This is a genomic window from Bacteroides sp. MSSM.1001136sp1_RTP21357st2_D2_RTP21359_211015, assembly GCF_040913205.1.
GTDB lineage: Bacteria > Bacteroidota > Bacteroidia > Bacteroidales > Bacteroidaceae > Bacteroides > Bacteroides ovatus.
In genome coordinates, this window is sequence record NZ_JBDFVF010000022.1 from 88,979 (window position 1) to 112,316 (window position 23,338).

The 23,338-nt window shown below is 39.6% G+C and carries 13 protein-coding genes; 12 read left to right on the top strand and 1 reads right to left on the bottom strand.

The annotated features are described in order from the left end of the window. Positions 1-94 precede the first annotated feature (94 nt). The 7 genes from AB5217_RS15085 to AB5217_RS15115 all read left to right on the top strand — a co-directional run bounded on the left by AB5217_RS15085 (position 95) and on the right by AB5217_RS15115 (position 9,499). Positions 95-637, top strand: a complete 543-nt coding sequence (locus AB5217_RS15085; protein WP_004324601.1) for an RNA polymerase sigma-70 factor — start codon at positions 95-97, stop codon at positions 635-637. A 69-nt stretch (positions 638-706) separates the two neighbouring features. After that, entirely contained in the window at positions 707-1,693 is a 987-nt protein-coding gene (locus AB5217_RS15090) for a FecR family protein (RefSeq protein WP_004305023.1), read from the top strand. 161 nt (positions 1,694-1,854) lie between these two features. After that, positions 1,855-5,178: a TonB-dependent receptor gene (locus AB5217_RS15095; protein WP_004299792.1), complete on the top strand. Its 3,324-nt coding sequence runs from the start codon at positions 1,855-1,857 to the stop codon at positions 5,176-5,178. A gap of 15 nt (positions 5,179-5,193) precedes the next feature. Then, complete coding sequence (locus AB5217_RS15100; protein ID WP_004305022.1) at positions 5,194-6,834, top strand: SusD/RagB family nutrient-binding outer membrane lipoprotein; 1,641 nt, start codon at positions 5,194-5,196, stop codon at positions 6,832-6,834. Between the two features lie 33 nt (positions 6,835-6,867). Further along, the gene (locus AB5217_RS15105) at positions 6,868-7,989 is read left to right on the top strand and encodes a glycoside hydrolase family 18 (RefSeq protein ID WP_004305021.1); all 1,122 of its coding nucleotides are present in this window, start codon (positions 6,868-6,870) and stop codon (positions 7,987-7,989) included. A gap of 32 nt (positions 7,990-8,021) precedes the next feature. Continuing rightward, on the top strand, positions 8,022-9,164 hold the full coding sequence (locus AB5217_RS15110; RefSeq protein ID WP_004305020.1) for a DUF1735 and LamG domain-containing protein: 1,143 nt from the start codon (positions 8,022-8,024) through the stop codon (positions 9,162-9,164). Positions 9,165-9,328: 164 nt separating this feature from the next. Further along, positions 9,329-9,499, top strand: coding sequence for a fibronectin type III-like domain-contianing protein (locus AB5217_RS15115; RefSeq protein ID WP_004299796.1), 171 nt, complete (start codon positions 9,329-9,331; stop codon positions 9,497-9,499). Positions 9,500-9,725: 226 nt separating this feature from the next. Here the strand turns inward: AB5217_RS15115 and AB5217_RS15120 are convergent, their stop codons facing one another. Then, complete coding sequence (locus tag AB5217_RS15120; RefSeq protein ID WP_032845425.1) at positions 9,726-11,993, bottom strand: heparinase II/III family protein; 2,268 nt, start codon at positions 11,991-11,993, stop codon at positions 9,726-9,728. Positions 11,994-12,147: 154 nt separating this feature from the next. Here AB5217_RS15120 and AB5217_RS15125 point away from each other — a divergent pair, with 154 nt between their 5' ends. The 5 genes from AB5217_RS15125 (at position 12,148) to AB5217_RS15145 (ending at position 23,323) form a co-directional block, all read left to right on the top strand. Beyond that, positions 12,148-16,209 carry a two-component regulator propeller domain-containing protein gene (locus AB5217_RS15125; protein ID WP_032845424.1) on the top strand — a complete coding sequence of 1,354 codons (4,062 nt, stop codon included), beginning with the start codon at positions 12,148-12,150 and terminating at the stop codon, positions 16,207-16,209. Between the two features lie 163 nt (positions 16,210-16,372). Continuing rightward, on the top strand, positions 16,373-17,686 hold the full coding sequence (locus AB5217_RS15130; RefSeq protein WP_229090487.1) for a hypothetical protein: 1,314 nt from the start codon (positions 16,373-16,375) through the stop codon (positions 17,684-17,686). A gap of 1 nt (position 17,687) precedes the next feature. Further along, entirely contained in the window at positions 17,688-18,203 is a 516-nt protein-coding gene (locus AB5217_RS15135) for a sigma-70 family RNA polymerase sigma factor (RefSeq protein WP_371260257.1), read from the top strand. Positions 18,204-18,337: 134 nt separating this feature from the next. Next, the gene (locus AB5217_RS15140; RefSeq protein ID WP_004299801.1) at positions 18,338-21,574 is read left to right on the top strand and encodes a SusC/RagA family TonB-linked outer membrane protein; all 3,237 of its coding nucleotides are present in this window, start codon (positions 18,338-18,340) and stop codon (positions 21,572-21,574) included. Between the two features lie 12 nt (positions 21,575-21,586). After that, positions 21,587-23,323, top strand: a complete 1,737-nt coding sequence (locus AB5217_RS15145; RefSeq protein ID WP_004299802.1) for a RagB/SusD family nutrient uptake outer membrane protein — start codon at positions 21,587-21,589, stop codon at positions 23,321-23,323. Positions 23,324-23,338 lie beyond the last annotated feature (15 nt).

Genomic DNA, 23,338 nt, shown 5'->3' on the forward strand with positions numbered 1-23,338 from the left:
TTATAAGTTTATAATGAATTATTATATTACCGCTTCTTTAACCTTATACATGGTACATTTAATTTAACCGTTAACGCTGAAAAATACTAGAGAGATGGAAAATAACGACAAGCAGATTGAATTAAAGTTTCAGAGGTTTTTTACTGTGAATTTTCCGAAAGTAAAGAACTTTGCTCAAATGCTGCTTAAATCTGAAAGTGATGCAGAAGATGTGGCTCAAGATGTTTTCTGTAAGCTTTGGATGCAGCCGGAGTTATGGCTGGATAATGATAAAGAACTAGATAATTACATTTTCATAATGACTAGAAATATAGTTCTGAACATCTTTAAACATCAACAGGTAGAGCAAGAATATCAGACGGAGGTTATAGAAAAAACTTTTCTTTATGAATTGACAGAAAAGGAAGAGATATTGAATAGTGTGTATTATAAGGAGATGCTCTTAATTATTCAGTTGACACTAGAGAAGATGCCGAAGCGTCGTCGGTTGATATTCGAACTAAGTCGTTTCAGGGGATTAAGTCATAAAGAAATAGCTGATAAACTCGATGTTTCTATTCGAACAATAGAGCATCAGGTTTATTTGGCATTGATCGAATTAAAGAAGGTACTCCTCTTTTTTATTTTTTTTCTCTGATATTTTTAAGTAGTATGTATGTAGTAGTTGTATTTAGTGTATAAAGCCCAAAAAGAAAGAAAAAGATTCATGAAAGATTATATTCAACAACTCATAGAATTGTTCGGCCATAATAACTATTCAGCCGATACGCATAAGAAAGTGCAACAGTGGTTGGCTGATGAGGAGCATGTTGATGAAAAGAGTGAGGCTCTTCGTGAGCTTTGGAAACAAGCAGGAGAACAGAAAGTGCCTGATGGCATGCAACAATCAATACAACGAATGCGGCAGAATCTGGGAATGCAGTCTATCACTTCACGTAGAAATTACCAGTTGCTTATATGGAGAGCTGCAGCTATTTTATTGTTAGCAGTCTCATCTGTTTCTATTTATTTGATGTTGGAAAAGGAACGGCCGGAAAAAGATTTAGTTGAATGCTATATACCGACAGCGGAAATTCGTGAACTTACATTACCGGATGGTACATATGTCATGTTGAATTCGAAGAGTATACTACTATATCCGGAAAAATTTACAGGAGAGACTAGAAGTGTATATTTGATTGGTGAGGCCAACTTTAAAGTGAAACCGGATAAGAAGCATCCTTTCATTGTAAAGGCCAATGATTATCAAGTTACTGCTTTAGGTACTGAATTTAATGTAAATGCTTATCCGGAAAATAGCGAACTGATGGCTACTTTGCTGGAAGGTAGTGTGAAAGTTGAATTCAATAACTTGCTGTCCAATATTATTTTAAAGCCTAATGAACAGTTGGTATATGACAAACATACGAAAGCGCACAACCTGCGGATGCCGGAGATAGATGATGTGACGGCATGGCAACGTGGGGAATTGGTTTTTAGTAATATGTATCTGGAGGATATTTTTACAAGTCTTGAACGCAAATTTCCTTATGCTTTTGTATATAGCCTTCATAGCTTGAAAAAGAATACATATAGTTTCCGCTTCTCCAAACAGGCGAATCTGGAGGAAGTTATGAAGATTATATCGCAAGTTGTTGGAAATGTAAACTATGTTATCAAGGGAAATAAGTGTTATGTAACTAGTAAAGAATGAATATATTGTAGAACCTTTTAAATTTAATACGTAATGCAAAAAAATACCCGGAAGGAATGGCCGTTCCTCCCGGATATGAAATCAATCTCTTTTAATATTAGCGTAATATTGACGCTATTCTGAATGATCCTAGAATAATAACCAATTAACTAATACTAAAGATGCTACAAATCTACGAAAAAATAGCAGAAAAAATAGCTCATAAGCGGGTCTTTCTCACTTTTTTAAGTCTTATTCTTATACAGACTTTCGCTTTGGCTCAAAATGATAGTAAAATAACTATCCAACAAAAGAATATTACTGTCATTGATGCCTTAAAGACTGTGGAAAAACAGTCTAAAATGTCTATAAATTATAGTGATTCCGAATTGACAGGAAAAGTAATAGCCCAGTTAAATTTGCAGAACGCATCCCTCGAAACCGCACTTGATACCATCTTAAAAGGGACGGGCTTTTCATTCCAAATACAAGGTAACTACATTATAATAGCTGAAAAGAAGCCTGTAGTTGCACAAATCCTTAAAAATATCAAAGGAAAGGTTACTGATGAGAGCGGTGAACCGTTGATTGGAGTAAATATATCTGTGGATGGTAGTTCTACAGGTACGATTACCGATTTCGATGGTAACTTTACGATCAAGGCAGCAGAGAAATCTATTCTCAAAGTATCTTATATCGGATATGCTGCACAGATAATTCCTGTTTCCAAGAAAGATTTCTATCCGGTTGTAATGAAGCAGGATACAGAAGTGCTCGATGAAGTTGTTGTAACGGCATTGGGTATCAAACGTGCAGAAAAGGCGTTGTCTTACAATGTACAACAAGTCAAGGGAGATGCACTGACTACGGTAAAAGATGCTAACTTCGTAAACTCGCTGAACGGTAAGATAGCCGGAGTGAGTATTAACAAAAGTGCTAGTGGAGTTGGTGGTGCGACACGTGTTGTAATGCGTGGTGCAAAATCTATCGAAGGTGATAACAATGCTTTGTATGTGGTGGACGGTATTCCTTTGTTCAATACCAATATGGGAAATACCGACAGTGGTATTATGGGTGAAGGTAAGGCCGGAACAGAAGGAATCGCCGACTTCAATCCCGAAGATATTGAAAGTCTTTCTGTTTTGAGTGGTCCTTCGGCTGCTGCGTTGTATGGTAGTAGTGCCGCTAACGGTGTAATTTTGATTACCACTAAAAAAGGAAAAGAAGGAAAACTTTCAGTGCAGTTCTCTTCTTCTTCAGAGTTCAGCAAAGCTTATATGACTCCTGAGTTTCAAAATACGTATGGTAACAAAAAAGATATGTATGAAAGCTGGGGTGAGAAACTGTTGACTCCTACAAGTTATGATCCTAAGAAGGATTTCTTTAATACCGGAACAAACTTTATTAATTCGGTTACGTTGACCACCGGTACGAAATCGAATCAGACTTTTGCTTCTGTTTCTTCTACCAATTCCAAAGGTATTGTGCCTAATAATGAATATGAACGTTTGAATTTCACAATCCGTAATACGGCAACTTTCCTTAATGATAAATTACAACTCGATTTAGGTGCGTCGTATGTGAAACAGAAAGACAAGAATATGGTATCGCAAGGACAATATTGGAATCCGGTGATGGCCGCCTATTTGTTCCCTCGTGGTGAAGACTTTGATGGAATTAAGTCATTCGAACATTTCGATGAAAGTCGCCAACTTCCGGTTCAGTATTGGCCGGTGGCAGATCCGGTATATGCTTCACAGAACCCTTACTGGACTGCTTATCGCAATGTAGCTACGAATGAAAAGAGTCGTTATATGTTCAACGTAGGGTTGACTTATAATATTACCGATTGGTTGAATGCGACAGCCCGTTTCAGAATGGATGACACACATGTATTGTTTGAACGCAAGATTTACGCTTCATCCGACGATAAATTTGCGGAAGGAAAGAAAGGACTGTATGGATACAATAACTATGAAGACCGTCAGGAATATGCCGACTTTATGTTGAACGTAAACAAACATATAGCTGATTTCAGTATTTCTGCCAATGCGGGTTGGAACTATTCTAACTATTGGGCATTGGAGAGAGGATACAAAGGGACATTATTGGGAGTGCCCAATAAATTTGCGGCTTCTAATATCGATCCGGCTAATGGTCGTATCTCAGAAAAGGGTGGTGATAGTCGTGTACGTAATCATGCTGTTTTTGCCAATTTGGAACTTGGTTGGAAGAGTATGCTTTATTTGACGCTGACCGGACGTAATGACTGGAATTCACGTTTGGTGAATACCGATGAAGAATCTTTCTTCTATCCCTCAATCGGTCTGTCCGGGATTATTTCCGAGATGGTCAAATTGCCCGAATTTATCTCTTACCTGAAAGTTCGCGGTTCGTATACGGAAGTCGGTGCGCCTGTATCCCGTTCGGGACTGACTCCGGGTACGGTAACTACCCCTATTGTGGGTGGTGCATTAGATCCTACCGGTATCTATCCGTTTACTGATTTCAAGGCAGAACGTACAAAGTCATACGAATTTGGATTAAGTCTGAAGTTGTGGAATAAATTAAGTGCGGAGGTAACCTACTATCATTCTAATACATACAATCAGACTTTCTTGGGTGATCTTCCGGAATTTACCGGATACAAGCAGATTTATTTGCAGGCCGGTAATGTGGAAAATCGTGGTTGGGAGGCTTCATTAAGCTATTCCGATCAGTTTAAGTTCGGATTAGGAATCTCTTCAACATTGACATTCTCTCGTAATATAAACGAGATTAAGGAGATGGTTGAAAACTATCATACGGATTTGATGGATGAACCGATTAATATTCCGGAGGTTTTGAAGGATGGTGGTCGTGTCATCTTGAAAGAAGGCGGAAGTATCCACGATATTTATGCCAACACCTTCTTGAAGAAAGACCACTTGGGATATGTTGAGGTAAAGAGCGACGGAACCTTTGGAATGGAAAAGGGGGAACCCGTTTATTTGGGAAAAACTTCTCCTGATTTCAATATGGGATGGAGTAATATGTTGACATACAAAGGCTTTGGGCTCGGATTCCAGATCAACGGACGTTTTGGAGGCGTGGTGACCTCTTCTACAGAGGCATTGCTTGATCGTTTCGGTGTATCCAAACGTTCGGCTGAGGCTCGTGAAGCGGGAGGCGTATTGTTGAAGGGACAAGGTCTGGTAGATGCGAAGTCTTATTATCAGATGACAGGTACGGGAAATTATGAAACTTCCGGTTACTATGTATACAGTGCCACCAATATTCGTTTGCAAGAACTTACCTTTAGCTATACTATGCCTAATAAGTGGTTTGGTAACGTGTTGAAAGATGTTACAGTTTCGTTTATAGCCAACAATCCTTGGATGTTGTATTGCGAAGCTCCGTTCGATCCGGAACTGACTCCTTCCACTAGTACTTACGGACAAGGTAATGATTATTTTATGCAACCGAGTGTTCGTAGCTTTGGCTTCGGTATTAAATTTAAATTATAATACACCTTCTTTATTATGAGAAAAATGAATCATTTTAAACTATTAGCGGTGATATGCGCAATGACGCTATTTGCCTCATGCAATTTTGAAGAAATCAATACCAACCAATTTGAGATGAGCGACGGAGAAGGTGCGATGGATGGTTTTGAAGTCGGAGGGCTGATTACAGCTATGCAACGGACAGTGATTCCCGTAGGCACACAGGCTGATGATACAGATGTTATCAATGAGTATCAAATAGCTTATCATCTATCGGCCGATAATTGGAGTGGATTTTTTGGCGAGAACAACAGTAACGGTTGGAACGCAGGTAGTAACAATACTACTTATTATTTGTTGGACAATTGGATAAAAGCGACCTATACACAGTCTTATACCAATGCTCTTGATCCTTGGAAGAAATTGAAAATAGCGTCCGAGAAAAATGGTACGCCCGAAGTCTTTGCTTTGGCTCAAATTCTGAAGATTTCCGCTTGGCACAAGACACTTGAAAGTTTCGGTCCGATGCCTTATTCTCATGCGGCGGACGCTACAATGAACATTCCGTTCGATTCGGAGAAAGAGGTGTATACGGCGATGTTTGAAGAATTGACCGCAGCCATTGAAGAATTAACAGAAAAGGCGGAAAATGGGGTGAATGTAATGGGCGCTTATGATGCGGTATATGCCGGAGATGCTACCAAATGGGTGAAATACGGCAATTCGCTGATGCTTCGTTTGGCTATGCGTGTCCGCTTCGCTGATGCGGAACTGGCGAAAAAGTTTGCTACTCAAGCAGTAAATCATTCTATCGGCGTGATGACGGCTAAGGATGATGCGGCTCAAATGAGTCAAGGAGCAGGTATGACTTTTCGCAACAACATTGAATGGCTGGCAGGCAACTATAATGAAGCTCGTATGGGTTCTTCTATCTTTTCTTATCTGATGGGATATGAAGACCCGCGTTTGAACGTTTATTTTTTGCCGATGGATGGTAATGCCTCTTATGGTGTTGAGGCTTTCAACGGAAAAACATATCAAGCGGTGCCGGCAGGGCATGCCAATGCGCAGAATGATATCTATAAATCTTGCTCAAAGCCCAATATTCAAAGTGGAACTCCTACATATTGGCTGCGTGCATCGGAAGTTTATTTTTTGCGTGCGGAAGCAGCTTTAGTGTGGGAAGGTTTCGGCAGTGCGGATTCATGGTATAAACAGGGCATTGATATGTCTTTTCAGGAGAATGGTGTGACCGAACCTGTAGACGATTATATGAATTCCAATTTGTCACCTCGGGCATATGTTCTTTCCCATTATCAGTATGGGCAAACACTTTCTGCTCCGTGTGAGACTACTGTCAAGTTTGAAGGGACAACTGAGCAGAAGTTGGAAAAAATTATGATTCAGAAGTGGATTGCTTTGTTTCCTAACGGACAGGAAGCGTGGACGGAATGGAGAAGAACCGGTTATCCGAAGTTGAATGTCATTAAGACTTTGAAAGGAGCAGTGCAAGGCGCAACTCTTGAGGGCGGTATTCGCCGTATGATTTATCCCACCAGTTTTTCTCAGACTAACGAGGGAAAGGCTATTTATGAAGCAGCCTTGAAGTTGTTCAATAACGGTGCAGGTGGCGAAGATAAGTCTTCTACCCGTTTGTGGTGGGATTGTAAGAGATAACCTACATGTATCATTTTAATACAGATGAAGAATATGAAATCATTAAGAAAATTGTTATATATTATTCCATTGACAGGCATGATGGTAACTTCTTGCATGGATGTGGAGAATATTGAGATAGACCATATAGGCGGGTATGCCACAATGAACAATGCGGAGAGTGAGGCATATTATGCCAATCTGCGCGCCTATAAGGCGACTGCTTGGAATTACAATCGTCCCGTAGCTTTCGGATGGTATTCCAATTGGGCGCCTGCTGGAGCTTATCGAAGAGGATATCTCTCTGCTATGCCCGATAGTATGGATTTTGTTTCTATGTGGAGTGGCGCTCCAGGACGTTATGAAATCACTCCGGAGCAGAAGGCAGATAAAGAGTTTGTGCAAAAGGTGAAAGGAACGAAACTGTTGCAGGTAAGTCTGCTTTCTTATCTTGGTAAGGGTGCGACACCAAATTCGGTATACCTCGAAGTGGAAAAACAAGCGGAGGAAGAAGGCTGGTCGGCGGCTCAATTGGAAACGGCGAAGAAACAAGCCCGTTGGAAATATTGGGGATTTGAAGGTCAGTTTGAAAGTGAAAACCATTATGCATGTCTGGCGAAGTTTGCCAAAGCTCTGTGTGATTCTTTGTATGCAAACGAATGGGACGGTTATGATGTAGACTGGGAAATCGGTAGTGGTGTGTTTGATATGGATGGCACATTGAGTCAGAATAAGCATTTGATTCATTTGGTTAAAGAGATGAACAATTACATTGGTCCGAAAAGCGATCCGGAAGGTAAAGGACATAAAATGATCTGTATTGATGGAAATATTTATGGGCTTACCCATGAATTGGATGAGTATGTCGATTATTGGATTATACAAAGTTATGGTAGTTCCAATCCCGGTTTTGATGGTTATGGCGTTGATCCTAAAAAAATAATCTGCACAGAGAACTTTGAAAAGTATGCCACTAATGGAGGTCAATTGCTGAAGCAGGCTGCTGCTATGCCGCAAGAAGGTTATAAAGGTGGAGTAGGAGCTTATCGCTTCGATAATGATTATGACAATACGCCAAATTATAAATGGATGCGTCAGGCTATTCAAATCAATCAGCGGGTTTTCAATGAATGGAAAGCGAAACAAAACGAAGCGGAAAATAAACCGCAGAAATAAGTGGACTTATAAAATTCTAAAACAGTAAAAAGATGATGAATAAACATATATTCTATTATTTGATGGTAGGTAGTATGGCGTTATTGTTGGGCGCTTGCAACGACAGCATGAATGACCTGCTGGAGCCTAAGGTTTATTTCGAAAGCAAGGAATATAATTTCTCGGTGGAAGATGAAATGGATGTAATGACATTTGATCTGGTTTCAAGACTCTCGTCAGCAACTTCCTCTCAGGTAGACGTATCATATAGTGTAGCCGAACCAAGTGTAGTAGACGAATACAATGCAAAGTATGGCACAAATTATGAGATGCTTGATGTTTCGCAGGTAAAGCTAAGCAGTACGACATCTTCTATTTCGAGTGGAAAATTGTATGCGGATAATGTAGAAGTCGAACTTTCCGGGTTAGAAGCCTTGAAAGCCGGGAACTCATATGTTTTGCCTATGCGGGTGCATTCGTCTTCGGTGTCGACTCTTTCCGGAACAAACATTGCATATTTCTTTTTCTCCAAACCGTTGAAAATTACCAAAGCTGGTAATTTCAGTAATCACTATATTTCTGTGAAGTTCCCTGTCGGTACTTTCTTCTCGTCATTCACTTACGAAGCATTGATTAATGTGGATTATTTCCTCGATAATAATACGATTATGGGAACCGAAGGTGTGATGATTCTCCGTATCGGTGATGCAGGAGGAGGAATTACTCCTAAAGATTATTTGGAAGTGGCCGGAGGACAGAACTACCGTGTAACGAAACCGTTGTTAACAAATCGTTGGTATCATGTAGCGTTGACTTATGATCAACCGACAGGAAAAACAGGTATTTATGTAAATGGTGAGAAATGGGCTGGTTCAGATTGGGGTATTGACGGTTTTGATCCGAATTCGGACATGGGTTTTTATATTGGTAGAATCTATGGTTTTAAATGGGGTGAACGTCCATTCCATGGTAAAATGAGTGAAGTCCGTGTTTGGAGTGTAGCCCGTACGGAAAATCAACTTAAGCAGAATATGCTGGGTGTTGACCCTGCTTCAGAAGGCTTGGCACTTTATTATAAACTAGACGGATCAGAGACTCAGGAAGGTGGAGTTATCAAAGATGCCACAGGGCGTATAAACGGTACTACAAATGGAATTACTATTAAGACGTTGGATGCTCCGATAGCTATCAATTAATGGAACACACAAATTTGTGAGAGTTTTTGCTCTTTGCATTTTTGAATATGAGTGAAAGCCTGCTTACTGAAAAGATAATATTCTTTTGGTAAGCAGGTTTCTTTTATTTATGTTTGTTTTATGAAGAAGTTACTATTTATCCTGTTTATATCTTTTCCATCTAAATGTTTTTGAAGCGTGGTGAAGAACGGGAAGTGAAGTTTATTTTGTCCGAAGAGGATTTCTCGCTTGTCGATCGGAATTTAAAGAGGATTGTGGAGCCGGGAACTTTTCAGATAATGATTGGTGCTGCTTCCGATGACATAAGATTACAGACGAAAGTAGCTATAAAATAGGAGATGCCATCTTTGACTGTTTGATATGTTTTCTAAATACATTCAGTGTGTCGGAAATTCCGACACACTGAATGTATTTGTAGCTTGCACCTATTTTTATTGTCAAACAGTTAGTATAACATTCAAATAAATGAATATCAATGCTCTCTTGATAATAACCTCTGATAATAGGCTGATAATGAAATATAGTCTCGATGCTATCATTTCACTCCACTTGGTTCGCGCTTTATAATTCGATTTTTAGATTTGAATGATCATAGACTATGGGAATACTTTCCCCATTAACAGACACAGATACCGGGCATTGTAAACTTCTGATATAGGCTTTGACTTTGGTGGAGCCATCAATCCATAGCTGCATGCGTCTATTTTCTTCTTTCTGAATAATAAATAGTTTTGCCAGCGAGGAGAAATAAGAGGTAGTTCCTCTTTTTAATGAACTGCCATAACCAATAAAATACTCTTTAGCATCTGCCGGAGCGCTCTTTTCCGGATATGTAACTATAAACATATAAGCATCTGTAGACCAGCCATCGGCTTCAATCCATGAATTGCTATGCATTAATCGTCCGTCTGCTAACTGATTAATATAAATATCTGTAATCTTACCCTTATTGCGGATGCGTAAACCAATCCAGTTTTTACCTTCACGTTTCTCAATCTCAGGAAGCTCTTTTTCATCGGGAGTCTCTTTTAAAATAATAGCAGTCACACCTTTCACTCTATTGACTTCGTCAGGCAAGTGAAAAGAATAATAACTATCTTTACTTTTCAAATCTTCAGTCGGTACTTCTATTACTTCCCAATACAAATCGTCCGGATAATCATGCACAAAATTAGATCGTGCCAACGTGCGAGGATATAATGGACGGACTATTACTGAAGAATTTCCATTTGTAATGTTTAGATCTGTCCCTTTTTTCTCAGTTATTCCTCCCGGATGCCACAACCATTCAAAATGACCGGTTTCATAGGTTTTTAAATCATCAATGATATAGATGACGTTGTCTATCCACAAAAAGTGACGGAAGTTGCGGCTAAACTGGTCCGAATAAGGACCTGTACCATTTGCCAACACATATTTTATATTTCCGGCATCCAACAGATAATGCAGATATCCTCTTAAGGTAGAACCATAATATTGCTGTTCTCGTCTTTGCCCTTTGCCATTGAATAATACGACATTATGTGCCTCGCTTTGAAAGAAGTAGTTGCGGTATTCGGGATTCGCATACCAACATCGTCCTCCATCTTTGATAATATCCTCTCCTTTATGAAAGACTATGAATGAATTGGCATCGGCATGAGAATGATTCCAGGTATATCCGGACTTGACGGCTAACATTGTGGCATCTTTCTCCCAAGAGTTGCGCATGGTTGCCCAACCGAAGTCTTTGAATAATTGTGATTTCTTTAGTTTAGGAACCTTGGGTGCTTTACTCAAATTGGGAGTATAGAGAAATCCTATCGGGCGGTCGATAAAATATCCATCACGGTGTTGCCCTTGCTCTATCTGATTCATATACCAAAGCATATCATCATTTTGAATCCCCATTGCATATAATAACATCAGACTACTTTCGGCAGCCGTGTTTTTATGACTGTCCCCGAAGTTTATATTATAAAGCATACCTGTACGTGGATAACAGATATGTACAAAAAAATCTGATAACTTCTCCAGTTGGGGTATCTCTATTGCTTTATCTTCCTTGTGAGTATTCATCCAAGCTAAGCGGAATAATAAAGCCTCTTGAATCCCGTAGTTTGCATAGTTCAGACATTCATACATTCCACCGGCCTCATCAAAGGTCTTTGGCTTTTGATGAAGCACATCTCCTGCAAACTCAAACCATTCGGGAAGGACTTCGTTGATAATCTTTACAGCATCTCTTGCTTCTTCCAATTCATTCTGTAAGCTTAGTGCAAGTAGACCACCCATACACGTACAAGAAGTCCACCAGTTGTGCCCCATTGAGTTTAGTGAATGAATACGTGTTGGCTCCAAGATCCAGTCACCTAATAGCGGGTCCATTGCCAGACGTTTTAATCCGTGAGCTATTTTTCTTCTTTCAGATTGAGAAAGTTCTTGATAGATGGCGTCATAAGCTATTGCTGCATAAAAAGCTTTATGTGCAATCTCAAGGTCGGCGTTCCAGGCTGGGGTACGAGCCATCATTTCTTGATTGCCCCAAGTTTCGTCCTCAGTGACATCCAGCAAAATCTCTTTTATTTTATCAGCATACTTCTTTTCATCCGTCATTAGAAATGAGAGTGCTAAATAGTCTATCTTATTCAATTGAGTTTTCTGCAATAGGTTATCGGCAGTTTTCCTGATTGAATTCCAAGCTTCAGACATTCGTGTATCCTGTCTGACACTTATTTTTGCCTGCTCAATTCGTTGAGGGGTATAAAGTAAGGCTGGATGCTTTATTTTTTCTGCATGGATAAAAAGTAAATATAAAGCTGCTGAAAGACATAAAAGAATTCGTTTCATATTACATTTTGCATAAATTGGTTCCTTATTTAAATGAAATACGAATGAAACGTCTATCTCGCTTAATCATTTGTGTTTTTTCGAAAATTATAATGTATACCCTTGTTGTATTGATGTTTAATCTCTATTTTTGTCTGGCAAATTAGGCTGGCTTATGAAAAATACAAAGCGTACAAGCATTATCACACTCGTTCTCCTGCTAAGCATTTTTAAGGTATACTCACAATATATGTTTCGGCATTGGGATGTGGTTGATGGGATGTCGGATAATCAAATACGATATTTTACAATGGCACCGGATGGTCGTATGGTCATTCGAACAGCTTCTATTTTAAACATCTACAATGGTGCTACATTCGAACATTTTTATCACGATAGGCGGAAAATCTATAAATGGGATTTCAACCGGAATCAAATATTTAAAGATTATCACGATGCTTACGGACGGATATGGATGAAATCTCCGGGATATTTGTTATTATTCGATTTGAATACCAATCAGTTTATTTATGATATTGATTCCGAATTACGCCGGATGGGAGTAAGTGGAAAATTGAAGAATTTGTTTATTGATGAGAGCAAGAACTATTGGTTTCTTACCGAAGATAATACATTCTATTTTTTTGATATATCCGCAGGAGAATTACAGATAATCGAAAAGGGGAACAGTGACTTTACATATCGGCACGGTATTCCGTACGAGTTAGCTCAATATAAGAATACTTATTATATCGTATATTCGAGCGGGCTGATTCGTCGTTGGGACAAAACCTTGCGAGATTACACCGGGCAGGATACTTTTTTTGTAGGACGTATCTCTGAAGCTACAGACCGGTTAAAAATACAATCTACCTCCGATGGGAATCTATGGCTGATGTATAATCAGGCTGTTTGCTATCGTGATAAAACTGATAAAGGTTGGCAAGAGATAAGCACCATTAAAGGTATGTCCAACTTCTTTACCTGTATGGATTTGGACAAGCAAGGAAACGCATGGGTCGGTTCTTCGTGGTCTGGATTGCGGAAAATTGAAAACTCTACACATAGAATTGAAACAATGCCCGGATTGAAATTAGGTGACGGCAGTGTGTTAAGTAATGACATACAGTGCATCTTTGCCGATAATAATGACGGAATTTGGGTAGGCACTTTGTGGCAAGGTATCTGTTACTATAATCCGAGTATGTATAAGTTCAAGCTAATTCAGACTGTTCAGAATAAAACAATGATTACCAACGAATCGGTGCGTTGTTTGTTGGAAGACGAAGACGGAACGATACTCATTGGTACTACTGCATACGGATTGATGCGTTACTCTCCTTCTACGGGAGAAGTCAGCAGGGCATTCAAAGATATTCTGTCCGGTGATCTTTGTCTGACTCTTTATAGAGACAGTAAAAAGAGATTGTGGGTTGGAACGTATTTGAATGGATTTTGCTGCATAGATGGAAAAAATGTGAGATATTACAATAAACAATTAGTTAATACAGAGTTATTCCCGGAGCAGAATATCTCCCGAGCTGTTTATGAAGATCCGGATGGGCGTTACTGGGTCAGTGTCAGTAATGAAGGAGTAGGTGAGCTAGACACCTCAACGGGAAAAATACGATTGTTGCGGGATAAACATCCGAAAATTAGCTTTCATAAACGCGATTATGGTTTTTATCCTGTCAGCAATTCTACTTTTGCGGTGTTTGGGGAAAATGGTATTTACTACTATGATACTCATAAAGATAAAATCTTTGTTCCTGAAATAGACGATCCGGATAATCCTAAATTTATGGGGCCTCAGGTAAGCTATAATTGTGTGTACAAAGATAGCCATTCGCTAGAATGGTTTGGGACGGATATTGGAATTCGTGTATGGGACGAACAAAAGAAGAAAGCTCATACGATAACTACAGAAACCGGATTGGCTAACAATTCTATATCGTCAATCATTGAGGATGATAGCGGTATTTATTGGGTATCAACGGTAAGTGGTATCTCACGGATTGAATTAAAAGAGACTTCTGAAGGATATGATTTTCTCATAGTCAACTTCAGTTCAGAAGACGGATTGCAGGGAGGAAAGTTCTATGAGAATTCATCGTTAAAAACCCGTGATGGAGAACTGTATTTTGGCGGTCATCATGGCATTAATTCGTTTCAACCTCAAAAGATTTATTATAATCATGTCCACAATAAACCTATATTCACTGCATTCCGTCTGTTCAATTCTCCTGTTAAGGAACACACTGAATATAAAGGGCGTGTTATTCTTGAATATCCGATAAATAATACTCGTGAGATTCATTTGAAGTATAATGAGAACTTTGTTACTTTCGAATTTGCCGGGCTTAACTATGTGAATACTTTGCAAACCTACTATAGGTATAAACTCGAGAATTTTGATCCGGACTGGAATGAAATAAAGACCAATGGCCTGGGAGTGGCTACCTATACCGGTTTACATCCGGGGAAATATAAATTGGTGGTATACACAGCCAATAACGACAGAAGTTGGGGAGAACAGGCCGCTGAAATGACTATTGTCGTTTCTCCACCTTTTTGGGCAACTGTTCCTGCTTACATATTTTACATATTGATTGCAGGCGGAGTCATCTATTTGTTTTTTAAAGCTTATAGGAAGAAAAAACTTAAAAAGCAGTTCGAACAAGAAGCCTTGAAACGTGAACAGCAGAAAGAAGAGCTTAATCAGATGAAGTTCCGCTTTTTCACCAATATCAGTCACGAATTCCGTACTCCGCTTACTTTGATAATGACGCCTTTAGGTATCCTTATTCAACAAGCGGAGAATCCAATGAAGGACAAATTGAAGTCAATCTATAACCATGCCGGTAATTTGTTGGAGTTGATTAATCAACTGCTTGATTTTCGGAAACTGGAGATGGGAGGTGAAAGTCTGAAATTACATCAGGCTGACATCGTAGAGTTTGTGCGGTACATTGGTTCAGGGTTTAAAGAACTGGCGGCAAATCGATCTATAAAATTTTCGATAGAGAGCGAATGTCCTGGCATGAATATCTGGTTTGATGATACGAAAATGCAACGGATTCTGAATAATATTTATTCCAATGCATTTAAATTCACTCCTGATGGAGGACTTATCTCAACGATTGTAGCGACGGAGAAAAAGGACGAAAGGATATTCGTAAGAATTGAAATATCCGATACGGGATGTGGAATCAGTGAAAAAGACCTGAATGTGATATTTGACCGCTTTTATCAGTCAGAGCCAATTCCTGGTGTGACAGGTTCCGGTATTGGTTTGCATATGGTCAAAGAATATGTCTCTTTGCATAACGGAAAGATAGAAGTGCATAGCAAAATAGGAGTAGGAACAACCTTTTTGATATATATTCCCTCCGACTTGAAAGGAGACGACAGTGAACCCAAAGCTCCGGCTATGTTTTCTGATGTGGAAGAAAAGGTGGTACATTCGGACAGGAAAACTATTTTGATAGTGGAAGACAATGTAGAATTCCGTCGTTTTTTGGTGGAACAATTGACAGGTCAATTTAATATTCTGGAGGCTGGAGACGGAGCCGAAGGCGAAGAAGTTGCCATACATAAGTCGCCGGACCTGATAATATCCGATATGATGATGCCGAAAGTGGATGGTCTGGAAATGTGTGTCCGGATTAAAAACAATATTCAGACCTCACATATTCCGATTATCTTGCTCACGGCACGTATTTCAGACGAAGCTCGGATAGAAAGTTATAAAGCTGGTGCTGATTCTTATATATCGAAACCTTTCAATTATGACATATTACTGACGCGTATTAATATGCTTTTAGAACAGCAGGAAAAGCGTAAGGAAATATTTCATAAAGAAATAGAAATCTCTCCTCAGAATATCACTATTACTTCTTTAGATGAAGAATTTGTGGAGAAAGCCTTACGGTTGGTGGAAGAGAATATGGAAAATCCGGAGTTCTCGGTTAATAACTTGTGTGATGACTTGGGGATGAGTCGTAGTCAGCTATACCGTAAATTTGAGTCCATTACCGGATTGACACCGAATGATTTTATTCGTTCTGTCCGATTGAAACGAGCTGCCCAGTTGCTTCGGGGCAGTTCATATAATATTTCGGAGATTTCGGACAGGGTCGGATTCAATTCCATTAAATATTTCAATAAATACTTTAAAGAAGAGTTCGGATTCACTCCGACGCAATATCGTTCGAATGGTAGTGGAGAGACTAAATAAAAAGTCTCTCCATTCCCATTTATATACTGAAAATGCCCTAAAAAGGGTATAATGAGACAAACTAACCTAATAATCGGGACAAATTATCTCAATGGTGTCGATTGGATTCGTCTATTTTTGCAGTGTGATTAAAAATAACTATGAACTGCAAAATGATGGAACCATGAAGAATATTCTATCTAAAAGAACATTTATTGTATTACCACTATTTCTTTTTTCACTTCATCCGCTTTGGGGACAGAAAAGTAACTTTAAAAATGACATTTGTATTCCGGGCAAACTGTATATGCTTTCGGATATAAGGAATGATGTTTTTGTCGAAGCACTAATTAAAAGATGGAGACCTTACAATGACTTTGTGAGATTTTCGGGTGACTGCGTTTATTCGAGAAAACTGAATCGTGTAGCTTCTGTCGATACTCCTGTGGATGGATCGAATATGAAAATCGAATTGGTCAATTCGGATGAGTTTGAAACAATAAAAGAAAAAGCAATCTCTATATGCGTAGGGAAAAAAGGAATAGGAACTCAGGAAGTTACTGTTCAGATACTGGGGGACAGTTTTGTCAACGGAGCTTTTTTCAGGGACGCGTTGCTGTCGAAGAATTATATTCCCGGTATAAAACTGGTCGGACTAAGGAATATAAAGAATGAAGAAGGACAATATGATGAAGGGCGGGGTGGATGGACAGTGAAGAAATACTTCGAGATTCCTAAAGGAGAGATGACATCATATCATGGATATATGCAACCTGTGGGTGAATATAGATATTGGGGGAGTTGTGAGTTTTGGAAAAACTGTTATAAGGTGATTAATGGTGAACTGACAGATACTGAAATAGTCTATAACTGTGGGAGATACGATCAATGCATAACTAAATTCGATAAGGAGACAGGTTATTTGGCAGCTCCGAAGAAAAACGATTTAATGTATGATAATGCACGTGGAAGCTACATGGTTTATACAGGAAAGAAGTGGAAGAATGTTGAGGTTGATGAGAGAAAATGGGCTTTCAATTATAGAAAATATCTGGATATGTGGAATCTTGATGCACCTAAGTTCTTTGCACAGATGTTGGGGCTCAATGATTATCGCGACAGTTTGACAGCCGATTATCGGGAATGGAATAAAAAGATTGCCGAGATGAAAGAGTCATATTACAAAGCTGTGCCCGATGGTAAATTTATAATTCTGATCCCGTGTACAACCTGTGGTTCGCTCAACAATATCAGAGGAGATTTTACGTTACGGCAGAATGCATCCATGTGGCAACTGCGAAAAAATATCATTGATACATTTGATGGTAGGGAAAGTGAAGGATACTATGTCGTTGACATAGGCATTACCATTGATAATGAAAAAGGGTACAACCGGAATCGTGACGGAATACAGACCGGAAATCCCCATCCATATCCTAATTATCCGACAATGGGAATTCCTCTTGCTGCCTTTATTCAATATTATAGAGAACTTTAAAATAACAATGATGGCTAATACTTTTGATGATATCATAACTTGCTCTTATAAAGAGTATCACCAGATAATTCTCAATTACATAACCTATCGCATCACTCATCGTTGTGAGGCAGAAGATTTGGCTCAAGATGTATTTGTACGTTTATTGGATTATAAACAAATGCTTCGTCCGGATACTGTAAAGTATTTCTTGTTTACCATTGCCCGTAACATCGTAACCGATTATTTACGCAGATACTACAAAAAACAAGAAGTGAATAATTATATCTATGATATGATCCCTTCTTTTACTAATGAAACAGAAGAGAAGATTATTGCCGATGACTTGTGTAAGACAGAACAACGGATACTTGCTGTCTTTCCTGTACAACGGCGTACGGTGTATGCGTTGAGCCGTTATGAAGAAAAAGATACGGAAGAGATAGCCAATATGTTGAATCTTAGTCAGCGTACGGTAGATTATCATTTATTTTTAGGACGTCGTGACATGCGCCGATATATGAAGAATTGCATTTAATATGAACTGAATCAATAAATAGAAGTGAAGCCAATGAAGAAAAAAAGCAGAAAAAGTAAAATGACGGGATGTCTGCACATCTTGCCGAGTCTTGAGAATAAAAATAATAATGTAAAAACCTCAGATTTAATTTCATGAAACTCCGAAAGAAAATGCTATGTATGGTAAAGCAGGTGAAGAAGATAACAATCTTTGCTTGTTTGGTGTGTGTGGTGTATCCCGTTGCTGGGATACAAGCGGCTGTCGGTGAACAGCAGTCGGTAGCACAAACCCTGAAGAAAATTAAAGGAAAAGTGATTGACGTGTTAGGTGAGCCGCTTATCGGCGTCAATGTGAGTGTAGTCGGACAAACGGGTGGTACGATTACCGACATTGATGGTAACTATTCGCTAGATGTTCCTGCGGGTGCTAAATTGAAATTTAGTTATATCGGTTACGAAGACCAAATAATTGATGCAGGTGTAAAAGCGGTACTAAATGTGACAATGAAGGAGAGTACTGAAGTGCTCGAAGAAGTGGTAGTTGTAGGATATGGCGCACAGAAGAAAGAAACACTAACAGGTGCGGTGACCGTAGTTAGTGACAAGATGTTAAAGGATAAGGGAGCTCTCTCTAATCCTGCACAGGCTTTGCAAGGACAAGTGCCGGGAGTCATTATAACCCGTAACTCGGCTGCTCCGGGAGATGAGAGCTGGAATATGAAATTACGCGGTTCATTCTCGAAGAATAATTCAGCTCCGTTGGTGATTATTGATGGTGTGGAGTCTGACGATTTTTCCCAATTAAATCCGGGTGATATAGAGTCCATCAATTTCCTTAAAGACGCTTCTGCAGCTATCTATGGTAGTAAAGCTGCCGGAGGTGTTGTTCTGGTACAGACTAAAAAGGCCAAAGAAGGTAAGGTAAAGGTGGAATATAGTGGTTCGGTAACTGCTAAATTCGTAGGGTTGCAGCCTACACTGATGACATTGGATGAGTGGTGTGATGCTATGGAACAAGCTCGTTTGAATGATAACAAAAAGCTGGCAGACGATCAATGGCTGCAATACGTAGCTTTGGCTCGTCAGAATAAGGGACATTATATTAATGTGGAGCAGTCGGGTAATCCTTTCCCGGATTCTTTCCAAGGTTTATACGACTTCGTCTTTTTTGATACCGATTGGCAAGATATCATGTGGGGGACAGCAGCTTCCACTTCACATGAACTGAGCGTATCGGGTGGTAACGAAAGGTCTGTCTTCCGTCTTTCCGGACGATATATGTATGATGATAGTAATTTGAAATGGGGTAACAATAAGAATCAACGTTATAATTTTCGTTTGAGTAATACATTCCATCTTACAAAGAACTTTGATCTTGAGTCTATCATTTTCTATTATCGTCAGGATCAAGTGTCACCGACGCAAATTGGAGAAGCTTTGACAGCCGGAACGCAACAACCGGGTTTTCCTTCTTCCACGATGGATGGGAAACCTTATGCGTGGGGTAACTGGGCTACGCCCAACTGGCGTTGTGAATTGGGAGGAGACAACAAACTCAACACTTCCGGTATCAATATCAGTGAGACATTTAAATATCGTTTTGACGAGCATTTTGATGCAGTAGCCACTTTGGGGTATAACACCTCTACTGCCATTCGGGACGTGAAAAACCAAACAGTAGATTATTATGACTACACTGGTACAAAACGGGAAACGCGTGTGGAACCCAGGCAAGAGGATACTTATTATATTAAAACAACTGCACGAACCAATCTGTATACGTTAAATTTCTATTTGAACTGGAAGCGGACATTCGGTAGTCATAACCTCGGAATGATGCTTGGTACGCAATATAGCATGAAAGAATATGATTATACTGCAACTAAGGCTTTGAATATTTTACCTTCACTGAATATTATCAACGGAATAGGAGAGATAACATTACGCAACACAAAGAATGAAGGACCTTCCAGATATCAGGAAGCATTGCTTTCTTATTTTGCACGTTTGAACTATAACTATAAATCCAAATACTTGCTTGAAGGAAATTTCCGTTATGACGGTTCTTCTAAATTTCAGCCGGAGAATCGTTGGGCTTTCTTTGGAGGTGTATCCGGAGGATGGCGTATCAGTGAAGAAGAGTTTGTGAAAGGGCTGGGTGTTTTCGATGATTTGAAACTACGTCTTTCTTATGGTACAGTGGGTAATCAGGGAGGTATTGATCGATACGATGGTGTGCAGCTATACGATTTCAAACAGAATGGAGGTGCATTAGTGGGGAGTGGTTTACTTTCCTATGTGGATACAAACGGTAAGCTGTTGAGTACAGACCGTACATGGGAAGTCATCAAGAACTACAATATCGGTTTGGATTTCGGTTTCCTGGATAATCGACTGACAGGTACTGCCGAACTTTTTTGGAAGAAGTGTAACAATATGTTGATTGATGTCACCTATCCTGGAACATTGGGGGATAAAGCTCCTACCGCTAATAGAGGTAGTTTTAAGGCAAACGGTTGGGAAGGCACGATTAACTGGTCGGATAAAATAGGAGAAATTTCCTATCATCTGGGGGGGACTTTCACCTATACCACTAACAAATTGGTAGATAATGGGGGTGACGCTGTGATTAAATCCGGTGTAGTTTCAAATCGTGAAGGCTATCCGTTGAATTCCGTGTTCGGTTTGAAATATTGCGGTAAGATACAAACGCAAGATCAGTTGGATAAATATATTAATCAATATGCCAATGGCAATAACAATATTGCTATGCCTGGTAACTTGCGTTTGGGAGATAATATGTATGAAGATGTCAATAAAGATGGTAAATTGACAGAAGCTGACTATGTATATTTGGGAACTGACGATCCGAAGGTGTCTTTCTCTTTTAATGCCGGATTATCGTGGAAAGGCTTCGATGTCTCGGTTATTTTCCAAGGAGCCGGTAAACGCACAGTATGGCGTGGTGGCGAAAATAATCAAAAGGGAAAGAATGACAATTGGCGGATACCGATGATGTCTTGGTATAATAATTCAACGAATCAGTCGGTTGGTAATGTATGGTCGGCAGAAACGCCGAACGCCCATTATCCCACTTACACACATCAGACACAGATCAATCTGTATAACTATATTTGTTCTTCCTGGTCAGTGGAAGATGGTGCTTATCTTCGTCTGAAGAATGTTACGTTAGGCTACACGTTTCCGGCAAATGTGCTTTCGAAGACTAAATTCATAAGCTATGCCCGTATTTATGTATCGGGAGCTGATTTGTGGGAGAATAGTAAAATCAAGGATGGATGGGATCCGGAAGCGTCGCGCAAAGTAGAGACATTTGGCCGCTATCCTTTTACGAGAAACCTGACGGTAGGATTAAACTTGACCTTTTAAATATTAAATAGTATGAGATTAAATAAAATAAAAAATCTGTTTGTCGTTTTAACCTTGGGACTGTCCACACACTCTTGCCTTGATCTCGAGCCGCAAGAACAGTTGGCGGAAACGAACTACTGGAACACACCGGATGACTATCTGCTATTTGCCAATCAATTCTATGGCTGGACACGTCACTTTTCAGGAGCAATGGAATATAAGTCGACAAAACCGGTACATTCTGATTATACTTCAGATCTGTTTACCAATAAAGATGAACGTAATTTATTTAGCAATGGAAGCAATGCTGTACAGCCTGCGGATGCTAACTATACCAGCAATTACTCGCACATCCGCCGTACGAATCTGTTATTGAAAAATGCAGAGTCATATGCCACTCCGAGTGACATAGCCCAGTATGTGGGTGAAGCAAAATTCTTTCGTGCTTATTCTTATTTCGATTTATTGCAACTATATGGCAATGCTATTTTGGTGAAGGAACCTATGGAGGTAACTGATGCGCGAATGTATGTCAAGCAGAATGATCGTAGTGAAGTGGCTGATTTCATCATTAAAGATTTGAAAGAAGCCGTTCCTCTGTTACCGAAGTTCTCCGAAATACAAGAGTATGGGCGCATAAGTCGGGAAGGATGTCAGGCATTCTTGTCACGAGTGGCGTTGTACGAAGGTACCTGGCAAAAAAGTCGTGGTAACGTAGAACGTGGAAAAGAACTGCTGGATATTGCGGCGAAAGCTGCCAAAGACGTGATCGATAGCAAAACATTCAGTTTGTTCAAACCGGAAGCATTGGGTGACAGTGCACAGAAATATATGTTCATCTTGGAGGATGCGAAGTCTAATCCTGCCGGATTACAGAAAAGTGCTAATAAAGAATATATATTTGCTCGGCGCTTTGATGAAATATTGGCACCTATCAACTGGAATATTACACAAAGTTCATTATATAATGCAATATGGATTAGTCGTAAATTCGCCAATATGTATCTTTGTCAAAATGGACTTCCCATCACTTATGGAGGAAAAACAAACCCTCAATTCAAAGGGTATATGAAAATAGATGATGAATTTCAGGATCGTGACAATCGTATGCGTTATACAATGATGCGTCCTCACGATAACTTTTGGAACAATCAGAAACCACGTACTTCTTGGGATGGAAAGGATAAGAACCCATATATATCTAATTTTGTGCCGAAGACGGGGACCGGATATCACAATCAGAAATGGGCAACAGAGCGTAAGGTGGAAGATAAAAAAGAAGGTTATGATTTTCCTATAATCCGTTATGCTGAAGTTTTGTTGAATTATGCAGAGGCAGTGTATGAACGGGACGACAAGATCTCGAATACTGACCTGAATATTTCCTTGAATTTGGTGCGTCTCCGTGTTAATCCGGCTATGACTCCATTGACTAATGAACTGATTACCCAAAATGCGGGTATGGATATGCGGACAGAAATCCGCCGTGAGCGTACCATTGAACTATTCAATGAAGGCTTCCGCTTAGATGACCTGAAACGTTGGAAGACAGCAGAAACAGAAATGCCGATGGATATTGTAGGAATTCAGTGGAAAGGTACGGAGTATGAAAAAGTGTGGGCGAATTGTCCTTATGAGACCAATGCTGAAGGTTGTATCATTATTGAAAAGGGGCGTAAATGGGAAGAAAAGAACTATCTGTTCCCGTTGCCGAGTGACCAGTTGCAGTTGAATCCTAATTTGCAACAGAATCCCGGATGGGAATAATAATAAAAACAAATA

Coding starts and splice junctions, on each gene's coding strand:
- AB5217_RS15085 (WP_004324601.1), top strand. CDS start 95: ATGGAAAATAACGACAAGCAGATTGAATTAAAGTTTCAGAGGTTTTTT.
- AB5217_RS15090 (WP_004305023.1), top strand. CDS start 707: ATGAAAGATTATATTCAACAACTCATAGAATTGTTCGGCCATAATAAC.
- AB5217_RS15095 (WP_004299792.1), top strand. CDS start 1,855: ATGCTACAAATCTACGAAAAAATAGCAGAAAAAATAGCTCATAAGCGG.
- AB5217_RS15100 (WP_004305022.1), top strand. CDS start 5,194: ATGAGAAAAATGAATCATTTTAAACTATTAGCGGTGATATGCGCAATG.
- AB5217_RS15105 (WP_004305021.1), top strand. CDS start 6,868: ATGAAATCATTAAGAAAATTGTTATATATTATTCCATTGACAGGCATG.
- AB5217_RS15110 (WP_004305020.1), top strand. CDS start 8,022: ATGATGAATAAACATATATTCTATTATTTGATGGTAGGTAGTATGGCG.
- AB5217_RS15115 (WP_004299796.1), top strand. CDS start 9,329: ATGTTTTTGAAGCGTGGTGAAGAACGGGAAGTGAAGTTTATTTTGTCC.
- AB5217_RS15120 (WP_032845425.1), bottom strand. CDS start 11,993: ATGAAACGAATTCTTTTATGTCTTTCAGCAGCTTTATATTTACTTTTT.
- AB5217_RS15125 (WP_032845424.1), top strand. CDS start 12,148: ATGAAAAATACAAAGCGTACAAGCATTATCACACTCGTTCTCCTGCTA.
- AB5217_RS15130 (WP_229090487.1), top strand. CDS start 16,373: ATGAAGAATATTCTATCTAAAAGAACATTTATTGTATTACCACTATTT.
- AB5217_RS15140 (WP_004299801.1), top strand. CDS start 18,338: ATGAAACTCCGAAAGAAAATGCTATGTATGGTAAAGCAGGTGAAGAAG.
- AB5217_RS15145 (WP_004299802.1), top strand. CDS start 21,587: ATGAGATTAAATAAAATAAAAAATCTGTTTGTCGTTTTAACCTTGGGA.